The organism is Cryptosporangium sp. NPDC048952, from assembly GCF_043197895.1.
Taxonomy (GTDB): Bacteria; Actinomycetota; Actinomycetes; order Mycobacteriales; family Cryptosporangiaceae; genus Cryptosporangium.
Genome location: NZ_JBICTY010000003.1, coordinates 132,124 through 145,262, shown reverse-complemented (window position 1 = coordinate 145,262; position 13,139 = coordinate 132,124). Strand labels below are relative to the sequence as shown.

11 protein-coding genes are annotated in these 13,139 nt (G+C 70.8%); 4 read left to right on the top strand and 7 right to left on the bottom strand.

The genetic code is table 11. The features are described 5' to 3' along the window. Window positions 1–92: 92 nt before the first annotated feature. The 7 genes from ACGFY5_RS16750 to ACGFY5_RS16720 are packed head-to-tail and all read right to left on the bottom strand — an operon-like array spanning window position 93 to window position 5,165. Window positions 93–995 carry a tetratricopeptide repeat protein gene (locus tag ACGFY5_RS16750; RefSeq protein WP_392720726.1) on the bottom strand — a complete coding sequence of 301 codons (903 nt, stop codon included), beginning with the start codon at window positions 993–995 and terminating at the stop codon, window positions 93–95. A gap of 31 nt (window positions 996–1,026) precedes the next feature. Next, a complete protein-coding gene (locus ACGFY5_RS16745; protein ID WP_392720725.1) occupies window positions 1,027–1,353 on the bottom strand; it encodes a DUF3817 domain-containing protein in 327 nt (108 codons plus the stop codon). A 24-nt stretch (window positions 1,354–1,377) separates the two neighbouring features. Then, entirely contained in the window at window positions 1,378–2,202 is an 825-nt protein-coding gene (locus ACGFY5_RS16740) for a pentapeptide repeat-containing protein (protein ID WP_392720724.1), read from the bottom strand. A 9-nt stretch (window positions 2,203–2,211) separates the two neighbouring features. Next, complete coding sequence (locus tag ACGFY5_RS16735; RefSeq protein ID WP_392720722.1) at window positions 2,212–2,541, bottom strand: DUF6313 family protein; 330 nt, start codon at window positions 2,539–2,541, stop codon at window positions 2,212–2,214. Further along, entirely contained in the window at window positions 2,534–2,983 is a 450-nt protein-coding gene (locus ACGFY5_RS16730; RefSeq protein WP_392720720.1) for a DUF6313 family protein, read from the bottom strand. Before ACGFY5_RS16730 ends, ACGFY5_RS16735 begins: the two co-directional genes overlap by 8 nt. 9 nt (window positions 2,984–2,992) lie before the next feature. Then, window positions 2,993–3,961 carry a methylmalonyl Co-A mutase-associated GTPase MeaB gene (gene meaB / locus ACGFY5_RS16725; RefSeq protein WP_392720719.1) on the bottom strand — a complete coding sequence of 323 codons (969 nt, stop codon included), beginning with the start codon at window positions 3,959–3,961 and terminating at the stop codon, window positions 2,993–2,995. Between the two features lie 7 nt (window positions 3,962–3,968). After that, window positions 3,969–5,165 carry an acetyl-CoA C-acetyltransferase gene (locus ACGFY5_RS16720; protein ID WP_392720717.1) on the bottom strand — a complete coding sequence of 399 codons (1,197 nt, stop codon included), beginning with the start codon at window positions 5,163–5,165 and terminating at the stop codon, window positions 3,969–3,971. A 161-nt stretch (window positions 5,166–5,326) separates the two neighbouring features. Between ACGFY5_RS16720 and mce the strand changes: the two genes are divergently transcribed. The 4 genes from mce to ACGFY5_RS16700 all read left to right on the top strand — a co-directional run bounded on the left by mce (window position 5,327) and on the right by ACGFY5_RS16700 (window position 13,130). Beyond that, entirely contained in the window at window positions 5,327–5,761 is a 435-nt protein-coding gene (gene mce, locus ACGFY5_RS16715; protein WP_392720715.1) for a methylmalonyl-CoA epimerase, read from the top strand. Between the two features lie 71 nt (window positions 5,762–5,832). Next, complete coding sequence (gene ccrA, locus ACGFY5_RS16710; RefSeq protein ID WP_392720714.1) at window positions 5,833–7,164, top strand: crotonyl-CoA carboxylase/reductase; 1,332 nt, start codon at window positions 5,833–5,835, stop codon at window positions 7,162–7,164. A gap of 157 nt (window positions 7,165–7,321) precedes the next feature. Continuing rightward, entirely contained in the window at window positions 7,322–8,683 is a 1,362-nt protein-coding gene (locus ACGFY5_RS16705; RefSeq protein WP_392720712.1) for a cell division protein DivIVA, read from the top strand. A gap of 157 nt (window positions 8,684–8,840) precedes the next feature. Next, entirely contained in the window at window positions 8,841–13,130 is a 4,290-nt protein-coding gene (locus ACGFY5_RS16700; protein WP_392720710.1) for a hypothetical protein, read from the top strand. The last annotated feature ends 9 nt before the right edge of the window (window positions 13,131–13,139 follow it).

Here is a 13,139-nt window from a genome sequence, read left to right as displayed (position 1 = left end):
CGCGGCCACCCTAACCCGTGGCGGCATCCCGTTCGGGTCCGCAGGTGGGTGGTCACAAACGACGAGGGGGCCATTTCTGGCCCCCTCGGTTCTCAGAACAGCGCGTTCGTCAGGTCACGGCGCGCTTTGTTGACCACCGGGTCGTCCGGCGGCGCGATCGCGAACAACTCGAGCAGGTGGGTACGGACCCGGTTCCGGTCGTCACCGAATGTCCGTTTCACCAGCGCCACGAGCCGGGCGAACGCCTGCTCGGCCAGGCCGGACACGAACTCGACGTCGGCGGCCAGGGTCTGGGCGTCGATGTCGGTGGGCGCGGCCTCGGCTTTGGTCAGCACCTCGCGGCCGTCGGTGACGCCCTCCAGGCGCCGCATCAGCGCGATCTGGGCGAGGCCGCTGGTGGCATTCGGGTCGTTGGGCGTCTCGGCCAGCATCGCCTTGTACGCCGCCTCGGCGCCGTCGAGGTCGCCCGCCTGGAGCTTGTCGTCGGCGTCGTTCAGGCGTGGGTCGGCGGGGAGCTCGACTTCGCCCCCGGCGGCCTTCACGACCGCGGCGAGCCACTGCCGGAGCGTCGCCTCCGGCTGGACGCCGGCGAACGCGTCGACCGGCTGCCCGTTCACGATCGCCATCACGAACGGAATGCTCTGGACGCGGAACGCCTGCGCCAGACGCGGGTTGGCGTCGATGTCGATCTTGGCGAGGATCCAGGCGCCTTCGGCTTCGACCGCGAGCTTCTCGAGCACCGGTGAGAGCTGCTTGCAGGGCTGACACCATTCGGCCCAGAAGTCGATGACCACCGGCGTCTGCAGGGACCGCTGGAGGATCTCGTTCTGGAACGTCGCCTCGTCGACGTCGATGACGTACGGCGAGTCGGTGGTCGGCGCGGGCGTCGCTTCGCCACCGGCCGGCGCAGCCGCGGGCGAACTGGAGCGCAATGCGGAGAGGTCGACGGCGCCTGCCAGCGAGGCTGCCGTCATGCGGGGATTCGGCTGTCGCATGAGTTCTAGTCTTCCACCCCGGCGACGGTTCTCAGACGCCTGCGGGCTCCAACGTGCGATCGGTCGCCTTCTTCACTGCCCAGCGCTCGAAGAACAGGGTGCCGAACGGCGGGATCGAAGCGAGCAGCCCGACGAGCGTCGCGCGGGCACTCCAGCCGGCCACCGGGCGTGTGAGCAGCACGGACACCAGGTAGAGGATGAACAGCGCGCCGTGGATCGGGCCGAAGATCTTGACGCCGATCTCGTTCTCCACGATCAGGTACTTGAAGACCATGCCGATCAACAGGCCGGTCCAGGAAACGGCTTCGGCGAACGCCGCCAGGCGGAAGAAGCGAAACGTGGTGGTGTTGGTCAGCACGACTACAAAGTGTAGACGAGTGGGTTAGGCGGTCCTCAGCTGGGTACGCACCGGACCCACGCGATACGTGCCGGGCGCGATCTCCTCGGAGCGCTGCCTGATGCTCTCCGCGAGCGCGCCGGGCCACTGGGTCTCGTCGGACCAGAGGACCGCGGACAGGTCGGCGTTTGTGAGATCGGCCCCGGTGAGCACCGCACCCACCAGGTTCGCGCCGGTGAGATCGGCGCCACGCAGCACCGCTCCCGCGAACACCGCGTCGTCGAGGACGGCACGGCGCAGATTCGCGTCGACGAACTGGGCGCCGCGGAACGTCGCCGTGGAGGCGTCGATCCCCGGCAGTTGCGCGCCGTCGAACCGCGCGGAGTCGGCGTCGGCACCGACGAGGTGCGCCATGCCCGCATCGACCTCACGCAGATCCGCACCGGCGAGGTCGGCCGCCACCAGATCGGTGCGCCGCAGCTGGGCGCGGACGAGATCGGCGTCGGCGAGGCGGGCGGACCGCAGATTGGCGGACCGGAGGTTCGCGCTCCGGAGCGTGGCCCCGCGCAGATCAGCTCGCGCCAGACAGGCTTTCCGCAGATCGACGCCGGTCAGCTCGGCCTTCTCGAGCTCGGCGTCACGCAGATCGGCCCCTCGCAGGTCGACCCCCTCGAGCCGACCGGCACGCAGATCGGCGTCGGACGGAAGGAGCCGGACGTCGAGGGCAGTACCCACCTCGACCACCATCGTGGCAACCTGTTGGTCGACCCAACCCTGCCGGGCCTCGGGAAACGCCGAGTCGAACAGCTCGCGGCTCAGCTCGCGGAAGCTCCCTCGCGGAGGATTGCCCCCCAGGGGAATCTCAGTCATGGGGCCTCCTCAGTGGGAGCTCACCATCGCGGGCTGCGGGCAGATGGGACACCGTCCCTGGCGCGCCATCTTGTTCAAGAGTAGCGCGGATGCGCGAACCGCTCGACGTATCGCGAGTTCTCCGGACACATTGGGCTTCACGATGTCGGTGTCGAGCACCCGGGCGACCACGATCTCCCAGTGCGCCTGGGCCGTGCGCCAGCCGATCTCGTGGATTCCGACGAACGTCGGGACGAATTCGGTGGGCACCCCGGGCCAGCCGTTCGGGGTCGGCACGAAGCTGCGGCGCGTTCCCTCGACGCCGGACAGTTCCGCCAGGAGCGGGATCAGCTCACTCATCGCCCAGTTCCCGCAGGATGTCGCGGAGTTCGTCCTTGGAGATCTGCGGGAACTGCTCGTCGAGCGGGCGTGAGCGGCGCGACGCGATCGAGTCGCTCACGACGTAACCGGCGACCGCACCCGCGACGCCCGGCATCACCAGCCAGCCGGCCACCGACAGGAACCAGGCGAGCACCGGCGCTTTCGTCTCGGCCGGGGATTCGATGCCGAGGCTCACGTCGTACGCGTCCCGCCAGCCGACGACCAAACCGGTGACGACGTAGAGCACCACCAGCCCCGCCAGCACCGGTAACCCGCGGAAGAGGATCCAGTACCGCAGGTTGCGCTGGTGCCCCCGCGAGCGCCACCAGCGGCGCACGAGGTCACGCCGTCGCTCGCGCGCGACGGCGGAAACCGGGAGGGGGAAGTCCGCCGGGAGATCGGCGCCCGGTGACCGAGCCATGCCCGTACGCTACGGCCTCCCGCCCCTCGTGCGCCGCTCACTTCCGATCAGTTGATCGGCGGCCGAGAACGGGTCGAGCTTTCCGGTGGCCACCTGGTCGGCGAGGTCCGTGCTGCCGCTGACGGCGCCGATGCGTTCGCGGAGGGTGGCCACCGCGATGGCTTCGATCTCGCGGGCGGCCCGGGCCCGGCGGCGGGCGTGCAGGCCGTCGGTGCGTTCCAGCCACGCGCGGTGGGCGTCGATCGCCGCGAGGACGTCGTCGACGCCCTCGTTGCGTGCGGCCACGGTCTTCACGATCGGGGGGTGCCAGTCGTCCGGTCCGTACGTACCGGCCAGGCCGAGCGCGCCGCGCAGGTCGCGGACCGTCGTTTCCGCCCCCTCGCGGTCGGCTTTGTTGACGACGTACACGTCCGCTACCTCGAGGATGCCGGCCTTCGCAGCCTGGATGCCGTCCCCCATGCCGGGAGCGAGCAGCACGATCGTGGTGTCGGCGAGGGACGCGATCTCCACCTCGGCCTGGCCGACGCCCACCGTCTCGACGAGCACGACGTCGAACCCGGCGCCGTCGAGCACACGGATCGCCTGCGGCGTGCCCCAGGCGAGGCCACCCAGGTGCCCGCGGGACGCCATCGACCGGATGAACACCCCGGGGTCGGTCGCGTGCTGCTCCATCCGGACCCGATCCCCGAGCAGCGCTCCCCCGGAGAACGGCGACGACGGGTCGACCGCGAGCACGCCGACCGTCCTGCCGTGCTCGCGGAGCGCCGCGATGAGCACGTTCGTGCTCGTGGACTTCCCGACCCCCGGCGAGCCCGTCAGCCCCACGACGTACGCGTGCCCGGTGTGCGGCGCGAGCGCCGCCGCCACCTCACGCAGCGCGGGGCTGGCGTTCTCCACCATGCTCACCAGCCGCGCGACCGCGCGAGGCACGCCGTTCCTCGCCTGCACGACGAGTTCCCCGACGTCTGCGTACCGCACGGGGTGGTTACGCCTTGGGCACGCGCACGATCAGGGCGTCGCCCTGGCCGCCACCGCCGCAGAGCGCGGCCGCACCGACGCCGCCACCGCGGCGCTTGAGCTCCAGCGCCAGGTGCAGCGCGATCCGCGCACCGGACATCCCGATCGGGTGCCCCAGCGCGATCGCCCCGCCGTTGACGTTGACCTTGGCGTCGATCTCCTCGGCGGAGAGGCCCAACGCCCGGGCGGAGTGCACACCGACGGCGGCGAACGCCTCGTTGATCTCGATGAGGTCGAGGTCCGCGACGCCGATACCTTCCTTACCCAGCGCGTGCTGGATCGCGTTCGACGGCTGCGGCAGGAGCGAGTTGTCGGGCCCCGCGACGTTGCCGTGCGCGCCGATCTCGGCCAGCCAGGTCAGGCCCAGTTCCTCGGCCTTGGCCTTGCTCATGACGACGACCGCCGCCGCGCCGTCCGAGATCTGCGACGACGAGCCCGCGGTGATCGTGCCGTCCTTGGCGAACGCGGCACGCAGCTTGGCCAGCGTCTGGGTGGTGGTGTCCGCGCGCACGCCCTCGTCGGTGGCGAAGCTGATCGGGTCGCCCTTGCGCTGCGGGATCTCCACCGGCGTGATCTCTTCGTCGAACACACCGTTCTTCTGCGCCGCCGCCGCGCGCTGGTGGCTGCGGGCGCTGAACGCGTCCTGGTCCTCGCGGGTCAGCCCGGCGACACCGGCGAACTTCTCGGTGGACTCCCCCATCGCGATCTTCTCGAACGAGTCGGTCAGACCGTCGTGGGCCATCGCGTCGAGGACCTCGATCGAGCCGTACTTGTAGCCGGCCCGCGACTTCGGCAGCAGGTGCGGCGCGTTGGTCATCGACTCCATGCCGCCGGCCACGACGATCTCGAACTCACCGGCGCGGATCAGCTGGTCGGCCAGCGCGATCGCGTCGATGCCCGAGAGGCACACCTTGTTGATCGTGATCGACGGGACCGACTGCGGGATCCCGGCCTTGATCGCGGCCGGACGCGCGGGGTTCTGCCCCGCGCCGGCCTGCAGAACCTGGCCCATGATCACGTACTGCACCTGCTCGGGGCTGACGCCGGCGCGCTCGAGCGCTGCCTTGATCGCGACGCCGCCGAGGTCGGCGGCGGAGAAGTCCTTCAGCGAGCCCTGGAGCCGTCCCATGGGGGTCCGTGCACCGGCGACGATTACCGAGGTCATGGGAGACGCCTCCACTGTGTTCATCAAGGGACGCTGGGTCACTATTACGGGGATGTCACGCCACCATACCGAGCAGTAGCTTGATCCGAGTCGTGAGAGAGACCACAGCTTTTCGCAGGTCGCATGCGTACCTTCGCGGTCACGCTGAGAGGAGGCCACCGATGGCCATTCGCCGGATCGATCACGTCGGCATCGCCGTTCCCGACCTGGACGAGGCGCTCGCGTTCTACGAGGACACGTTCGGTCTCGTCGCCGAGCACGAGGAAGTCAACGAGGAGCAGGGCGTCCGGGAAGCGATGCTGGTGCCGGCCGACGGCGACCCGACGACCGCGCGCCTGCAACTGCTCGCGCCCCTGCGGCCCGACTCCGCGATCGGCAAGTTCCTCGACCGCTCGGGTCCGGGCATCCAGCAGATGGCCTACACCGTCGACGACATCGACGCGACCAGCGCGGAACTCCGCGCCAAGGGCCTGCGCCTTCTCTACGACGCCCCGCGCAACGGGACGGCCGGTTCCCGCATCAACTTCGTCCACCCGAAGGACGCCGGCGGAGTCCTCGTCGAACTCGTCGAGCCTGGTGTAGTGGGTCACAGGTGAACTTTCTGAATCGCTACTGGTAAGTAACATCGGCGCCTCCCCGACCCCCCGTAATTCTGGAGGCGCCGACCGTGAAGCAGATCCTCGAAGCGATCCTGGCTGACGAACTCGACGCCGTAGGCGGCCTGGAAGTGCCGGAGTCCTACCGCGGGGTGGTGGTGCGCAAGGACGAGGTGGACATGTTCGCCGGGCGCACCACCCGCGACAAGGACCCCCGCGAGTCGCTCCACGTGCAGGACGTGGCGACCCCGGAGCTCGGCCCCGGCGAGGCGCTCGTCGCGGTGATGGCGAGCGCTGTCAACTACAACACGGTCTGGACGTCGATCTTCGAACCGCTCTCGACGTTCGGGTTCCTCGAGCGGTACGGCCGGTTATCGCCGCTGACCAAACGGCACGACCTGCCCTATCACGTCGTCGGTTCGGACCTGGCCGGCGTCGTTCTGCGCACCGGTCCCGGCGTGAACCTGTGGAAGCCCGGCGACGAGGTCGTCGCTCACTGCCTGTCGGTCGAACTCGAGTCGTACGAGGGCCACGACGACACGATGCTCGACCCCGAGCAGCGCATCTGGGGATTCGAGACGAACTTCGGCGGACTCGCCGACCTGGCGTTGGTGAAGGCCAATCAGCTCATGCCGAAGCCCGATCACCTCTCCTGGGAAGAGGCCGCTTCGCCGGGACTCGTGAACTCGACGGCCTATCGCCAGCTCGTCAGCACCAACGGCGCCGCCATGAAACTCGGTGACACCGTGTTGATCTGGGGTGCGTCCGGCGGCCTCGGGTCCTACGCCACGCAGATGGCGCTGGCATCGGGCGCCACCCCGGTGTGCGTCGTCTCGAGTCCGGACAAGGCGGACATCGTCCGCTCGATGGGCGCGGACCTGGTGATCGACCGGACTGCGGAGGGTTACCAGTTCTGGAAGGACGAGCACAACCAGGACCCGCGCGAGTGGCGTCGCTTCGGCGCGAAAATCCGCGAACTCACCGGGGGGAAAGACCCCGACATCGTTTTTGAGCACCCGGGTCGCGAGACATTCGGTGCGAGCGTCTTCGTTGCACGAAAAGGTGGCACGATCGTGACCTGCGCGTCGACGTCCGGATATCTCCATCAGTTCGACAATCGATACCTCTGGATGAACCTGAAGCGCATTATCGGGTCGCATTTCGCGAACTATCGAGAGGCGTATCTCGCCAACGATCTGATCGCGACCGGGAAGATTCATCCGACGCTGTCGAAGGTGTACCCGCTCGAGCAGACCGGGCAGGCCGCGTACGACGTCCACCAGAACCTCCATCAGGGCAAGGTCGGTGTGCTGGCCCTGGCACCGCAGGAGGGTCTCGGGGTCCGGAACACCGAGAAGCGCAGCCGCTACATCGACGCGATCAACCGGTTCAGGTCTCGCTGACGGCCGCCATGCCGGGGGCCGCGACGAGCGGCCCCCGGCATTCGGTCGAGTCGTTCATCAGCCGAACCGCCGTACGGTGTGTCGCGTGGGAATTTCGCGTCGAATGTGAGACAGGGTTCGCTAGATGCGGCCTGCGAGGTCTGCGATAGTGGGCGGCATGCAGCCGACCCCCACCGACAACAACATGTCGTTCTTCGACTCCTCGAACACTGATCCCGGCTTCACCATCGCGCTGCGGGGGTACGACCGGCACCAGGTGAACGAGCACTTACAGCGGCTCAACACCGAACTGAGCCAGCACCAGTCGACGAAGTCCGAGGCCGAGCAGAAGCTCGCGGAAGCCCAGCACCGGGTGCGCGCGGTCGAGCAGCAGCTCACCGCGCTGCAGCAGCAGATGCGCAGCCAGCAGAAGCAGCTCCAGGAGAACTCGAAGCCGACGTTGTCCGGCCTCGGCACCCGGGTCGAGCAGCTGCTGCGGCTGGCCGAGGAGCAGGCCAACGAGCACCGCACCGAGGCCGAGAAGAAGGCCGAGGAGACGCTCTCGGCCGCCCGCCTCCAGGCGCGTGAGCTCACCGAGAAGGCCCGCGCCGAGGCGCAGTCGGTCAAGGTCGCTGCCGAGCGGGACGCCACCGGGGTGAAGGAAGGCGCCGAGCGCGAGGCCGCCGAGATCCGCGGCGAGGTCAACCGCGAGATCGAGATCAACCGCGCCACCGCCGACCGTGAGGTCCGGCAGGCCCGGTCGACGGCCGACCACGAGGTCGCCGAGCTCAAGGCGCGGGTGCACCGCGAGGTGGCTCAGCTGCAGGCGACCGCCGAGCGGGAGGCCACCCAGCTGCGTGCCGCCGCCAAGCAAGAGACCGAGCAGCTCCGCAACAAGGTCAAGGCCGAGACCGAGCAGCTGCGCACCACGGTGCGCCAGGAGAGCGAGCAGCTGCGCACCGAAGCCACCCGCGAAGCCGAGCAGAAGCGCGGCGAGGCGAGCCGCATCCTGGCCGAGGCGCGCGAGAAGCGTGACAACGACCTCCAGGAGCTGGAGCTCAACCTGGCCGAGCGTCGCGAGCGGTCCGAGCAGGAGGAGTCGCAGCGGCACGCCGCGGCGGTCGCCGAGACGCAGAAGCTGGTCGGCGAGGCCGAGCAGCGTGCCCGGGTCGCCGAGACCCGCGCCCGCGAGGTCGAGGCCCACACCGAGTCGCGCCGCAAGGCCGCCGAGGCCCAGGCCAAGGACATCGTGGAGAAGGCCCGCGCGCTGGCCGACAAGACGGTCAACGAGGCCCGCGCCGAGGCCGAGCGCCTGATGGCCGACGCCACGGCGAACGCCGAGCACAACACGACCCAGGCCAAGCGTCAGGTCGCGGAGCTCACGGGCCAGCGCGACGCGATCACCACCCAGCTGGGTCAGCTGCGCGAAATGCTCGCCGGCCTGGTCGGCGGAGGCGCGGCGGCGGCCACGGTGGCGAAGGCAGCCGAGGCGGCCAAGGTCGAGCCGGCCGAGACCCCGAGCGCGAACGGTCGGGGCTGACCCCGCCTGGTGGCTGCACACCGGATCGGAGCGGTGGCCCGGCTCAATGGCCGGGTCACCGACACAACCCGCCCGGGCGTGAAACGATGTGCCGGTGTTGCAGGGCGCCTGACCGCCGTAGTGGGGGTTTGGCTCGGAACGATGCGAGTATGACTGCATGTCGCAGGAGGACGGGCACGGCCTTCTCCCAGTGAGCGGCGGCGAACCATTGCCGTCGTTCGAAGTGGTGCTGCGCGGATACGAACGTCGGCAGGTCGAGGACGCGTTCAGCCGCCTGGAAGGTGAGCTGAGCGCGGTCGCAGCCGACCGCGACGCCGCCTACGGCAGATCCGACGCGTACGCCGCCCAGGTGGAGCGTCTGCACAACGAGATCGAGCACCTGCGCGGTGAGATCTACCACCTGCGCCAGCAGCTCGAGTACGCCGTTCGCAACCCGCACGCCGAGGTCAGCGCACGCGTCCAGCAGATCCTCGACCTGGCAGAGGCCGAGGCGAACGAGATCCGCGGCACCGCGCAGAACGAGCTGGTGGGTGCCCGCAACACCGTTCAGCGCGCCGCCGCCGAGGCCGAGGCGGCCGCGCACCGCGTCCTCGACGACGCCGCGCGTGACGCCCGGGGTCTGCTCCGCGACGCCGAGCTGGAGATGACCCGCCAGCGCGAGGAAGCCGAGCGGGAACTCGTCGATCACCTGATCGGCTTACGGGAGGAGATCTCCCGCGCGCAGGAGATCATCGACGACAACGAGGCGGAGGCCCGTCGGCGGGCCGAGTCGATTCTGTCCGACGCCCAGGAGCGCGCCACCGCGATCCCGGTCGACGCCGAGGCCTACGCCGACGAGGTGCGGACCGGCGCCGACGAGTACGCCGAAGCCACCCGCGACGAGGCGGACGCCTACTCGACCCGCACCCGCGCGGACGCCGAGGCTTATGCCAACCAGCTGACGACTGCGGCCAACGAGCGTCTCTCCGCGGCCGTGAACGAGGCCGAAGAGCAGGCCGAACTGCTCGCCGCCGAGGCCCGCGAGCTCGGCACCGCGATCGAGGCGGAGGCCCGGGAGCGGGCCGACGCGCTGATCGCCGAGGCCGAGGCCCGCGTCGCTGCGGCCGACCAGCGGATCGCCGACGCGGAGGTCACTGCCGCCGCGGCGATCAAGAAGGCCGACAACCACGCCGAGAGCATCGCCCGCGAGGCCGACGACTACGCCCGCGACGCCCGGCAGGGTGCCGACGAGTACTCCAAGACCACCCGCAAGGAAGCCGACGACCACGCGGAGCGCGTCGCCCGGCTGGCCGACGACCACGAGAGCACGGTCCGGCTCGCGGCCGAGGAGTACTCGGTCAGCACCCGCCGCGAAGCCGACACGTACTCGACGACGACCCGCGCCGAGGCCGACGGCTACCAGGCGTCCACGCACCAGGCCGCCGACCAGTACTCCGAGGCCACCCGGAGCGACGCCGACGGTTATCTCGCGTCCACCCACCAGGCGGCCGACGAGTACTCGGAGAACACCCGGCGCGAGGCCGACGAGCACGTCGTCGCGGCGCGCCGGCAGGCCGACGACCAGGCCGAGCGCGTCGCCCGCGAGGCCGACGACTACTCCAGGGACATCCGCAAGGGCGCCGACGACTACGCCACCCGCACGAAGGCCGACGCCACCGCCGAGGCCACCCGCGTCACCGAGGCGGCCGCCGCCGAGGCGACCCGGGTCACGAGCGAGGCGAACGCGGCGGCCGAGCGGGTCACCGGCGACGCCGCCGCGGAGGCCCGACGACTCACGTCCGACGCCCAGCGGCGTGCCGCCGAGCTCACGGCGGAGGCCGAGGCCCACCGCACCGCGGTCACCACCGAGGCCGGCGAAGAGGCCACCCGCATCGTCGCCGACGCGCAGCGGGCGGCGTCCGCGCTCACCGCGCAGGCCGACGAGCAGGTCCAGACCATGATCGACGCGGCCGAGCAGCAAGCCGCCTCGGTCACCCGGGAAGCGAACGAGAACGCCGAGACCACCGTCGCGCAGGCGCAGGAGCGTGCCCGCACGATCATCTCGGTCGCCGAGGCGCGGGGCCGCGACCTGGTGTCCACGGCCGAGCGCCGTTCCCAGGAGATGGTCGCCGATGCCGAGCGGCACGCGGCGAAGGTCCGCAGTACCGGCGAGGAGAAAGCGTCGTCGCTCGTCGCCAAGGCCGAGGAGCGTTCCCGCGCACTTCTTGCCGACGCCGAGCAGCGCGCCGAAGCGGTGCTCACCGAAGCCGACGAGCAGGCGAGCCAGGCCGCCGCGGACGCCGCCGAGGCGACCGCGGACGTGTTCCGGCGGGCACGCGAGGCCGAGGACAACGCCGCGAAGGCCGTCGCGGACGCCGAGGAGCTGTCCGCGCACACGATCGCGGAATCGGAGGAGAAGGCCGCCGGTCTCGTCCGCACCGCCGAGGAGAAGGCCGCCGCGCTCCGCAAGGAGGCCGAGGAGCTCGCGCGCAAGGCCGAGGAAGACCGCGACGAGTCGGCCTCGCTGCTCCGCGACGCGCAGGAGAAGCTGAACGCCGCCGAGCAGGAGTCGGCCACCACGATCGCCGGGGCGAAGATGGTGGCCCGGCGCAAGGCCGGCGAGCTGATCGCGGAGGCCGAGAAACAGGCCACCGAGACGACGTCCACGGCCGAGGCGTTGGCCACCGAGACGATGAAGGCCGCGGACGACCACGCCGAGCGGGTCGCGCGCGAGTCCGACGACTATGCGAAGACCACCCGCCGCAGCGCGGACGAGCACAGCACGAAGGTGCGCGGCGAGGCCGACACGTACGCGTCGACCACCCGCCGGGAGGCTGACGAGCACGCCACACGCGTGAAGACCGAGGCCGACACGCACCGCGCGACCGCCGAGAAGGCCGCCGCCGACGTGACGGCCCAGTCCCAGGCCACCGCGGCCGAGCTGGTGTCGACGGCGGAGGCGAAGGCCGGGAAACTGCTGTCCGAGGCGACGCAGGTCGCGACCGCGGCCACCACCGAGGCCGACGAGTACGCGGCGCGGGTGCACGCCGAGAGCGAGGAGTTGTCGCGGTCGGCCACCGAGGAGGCGGCAGCGCGGTCGGAGCGCATCATCCAGGAGGCGATCTCCGAGGCCGAGCGCATCACCGCCGACGCGAACACGAACGCGAAGCAGACGGTGGAGAACGCGCGGTCGCAGGGCGCGACGATGAAGCGGGATGCGGAGTTGCGGGCGCGCAACACGAAGGAGAAGGCCGGGCTCGAGGCGCACAGCACGATGCGGAAGGCGCGCGAGGAGGCGGAGAAGACTGTTGCTGGGGCGCGGAAGGAGGCTGCGCGGCTCAAGGCGGAGGTCGAGGCGCTGATCGAGCGCCGGGAGCAGATCAATGGCGAGATGAACCGCCTTCAGGACGCGTTGTCGGGCCTGGGCGGAGGCATGTTCGCGAACCTGTCCGCCGTGATGCAGTCCGAGCCGGCCCCCCAGCCGAAGGCTCCTTCCTCGGAGAATGCGAGCGCGGCGGCGCCGCCGGCGACGCCTACTGTGCGGCTCGCCCGGAGCGAGACGGGCTTGACGCCGCCTTCGAGCGGCGACGCGGAGAAGGCCGACAGCGCCACGCCGAACGGCAACACACCCCGCACCGCGGAGTCCGCGAAGCCCGAGCCGGCACGCTCAGATCCGGCCGAGCCCGCCGACACCGACTCGGCGAACTCCAAGCCCACCCGCCCGGAACCGACCAAGCCCGAGCCGACCAAGCCCGAGCCGACGCGCTCGGATTCGTCCAAGCCCGAGCCGGCACCCTCAGAACCGGCCAAGCCCGAACCGGCACGCTCAGAACCAGCCAAGCCCGAACCGGCACGCTCAGAACCAGCCAAGCCCGAACCGGCACGCTCAGAACCGGCGAAATCCGAGGCCACCCGGTCGGAGCCGGCGAAATCCGAGTCGGCGCGCTCGGAGGCGGCGAAGTCTGGGCCCGCGCGGTCGGAGCCGATGACGGCTGAGGCTGCCAAGCCTGGTCTGCCGCGGCAGACGCTGGGCGCGCGGCTGGCTGCGAGCCCGACACCCGTGCCCACCTCACCGGCACGCCCACCGGTGCTCCCGGCTCCCGCCCCGCCCCCGGCCGCGGAACGCACTTCCGACCGCACCCCCACCCCGACCTCCGCCGCAGCCACCACGCCCCCGGCCCCTCCCGGCCGGACCCCGATGCCCGCGCCGCGCACACCCACGAGCCCGGGGCAGACCTCGGCGCCTCCTACCCCAGGCCAGGCGCCCCCGGCCGGTGCTCAAACGCCGGGCTCCCCCGCGTCGACAGGAAAAGACGGCGGACGCGACGAGGGTGACCGCGGCAACCGCTCACGGTCGATGCTGGGGCTCGTGGACGAAGATCGCGCAGCGGTCGGGGTCGGCCCCACCCTCGACCTCACCTGGCGCGCCGACCGCAGCAACGACCGCCGAGACGGCAAACCCGCCTGAGCGCTGCAC

What these genes read in the sequence shown, in the direction of transcription:
- ACGFY5_RS16750 (WP_392720726.1), bottom strand. Translation starts at nt 995, where the DNA reads ATGCGACAGCCGAATCCCCGCATGACGGCAGCCTCGCTGGCAGGCGCC.
- ACGFY5_RS16740 (WP_392720724.1), bottom strand. Translation starts at nt 2,202, where the DNA reads ATGACTGAGATTCCCCTGGGGGGCAATCCTCCGCGAGGGAGCTTCCGC.
- ACGFY5_RS16735 (WP_392720722.1), bottom strand. Translation starts at nt 2,541, where the DNA reads ATGAGTGAGCTGATCCCGCTCCTGGCGGAACTGTCCGGCGTCGAGGGA.
- ACGFY5_RS16730 (WP_392720720.1), bottom strand. Translation starts at nt 2,983, where the DNA reads ATGGCTCGGTCACCGGGCGCCGATCTCCCGGCGGACTTCCCCCTCCCG.
- ACGFY5_RS16720 (WP_392720717.1), bottom strand. Translation starts at nt 5,165, where the DNA reads ATGACCTCGGTAATCGTCGCCGGTGCACGGACCCCCATGGGACGGCTC.
- mce (WP_392720715.1), top strand. Translation starts at nt 5,327, where the DNA reads ATGGCCATTCGCCGGATCGATCACGTCGGCATCGCCGTTCCCGACCTG.
- ACGFY5_RS16705 (WP_392720712.1), top strand. Translation starts at nt 7,322, where the DNA reads ATGCAGCCGACCCCCACCGACAACAACATGTCGTTCTTCGACTCCTCG.
- ACGFY5_RS16700 (WP_392720710.1), top strand. Translation starts at nt 8,841, where the DNA reads ATGTCGCAGGAGGACGGGCACGGCCTTCTCCCAGTGAGCGGCGGCGAA.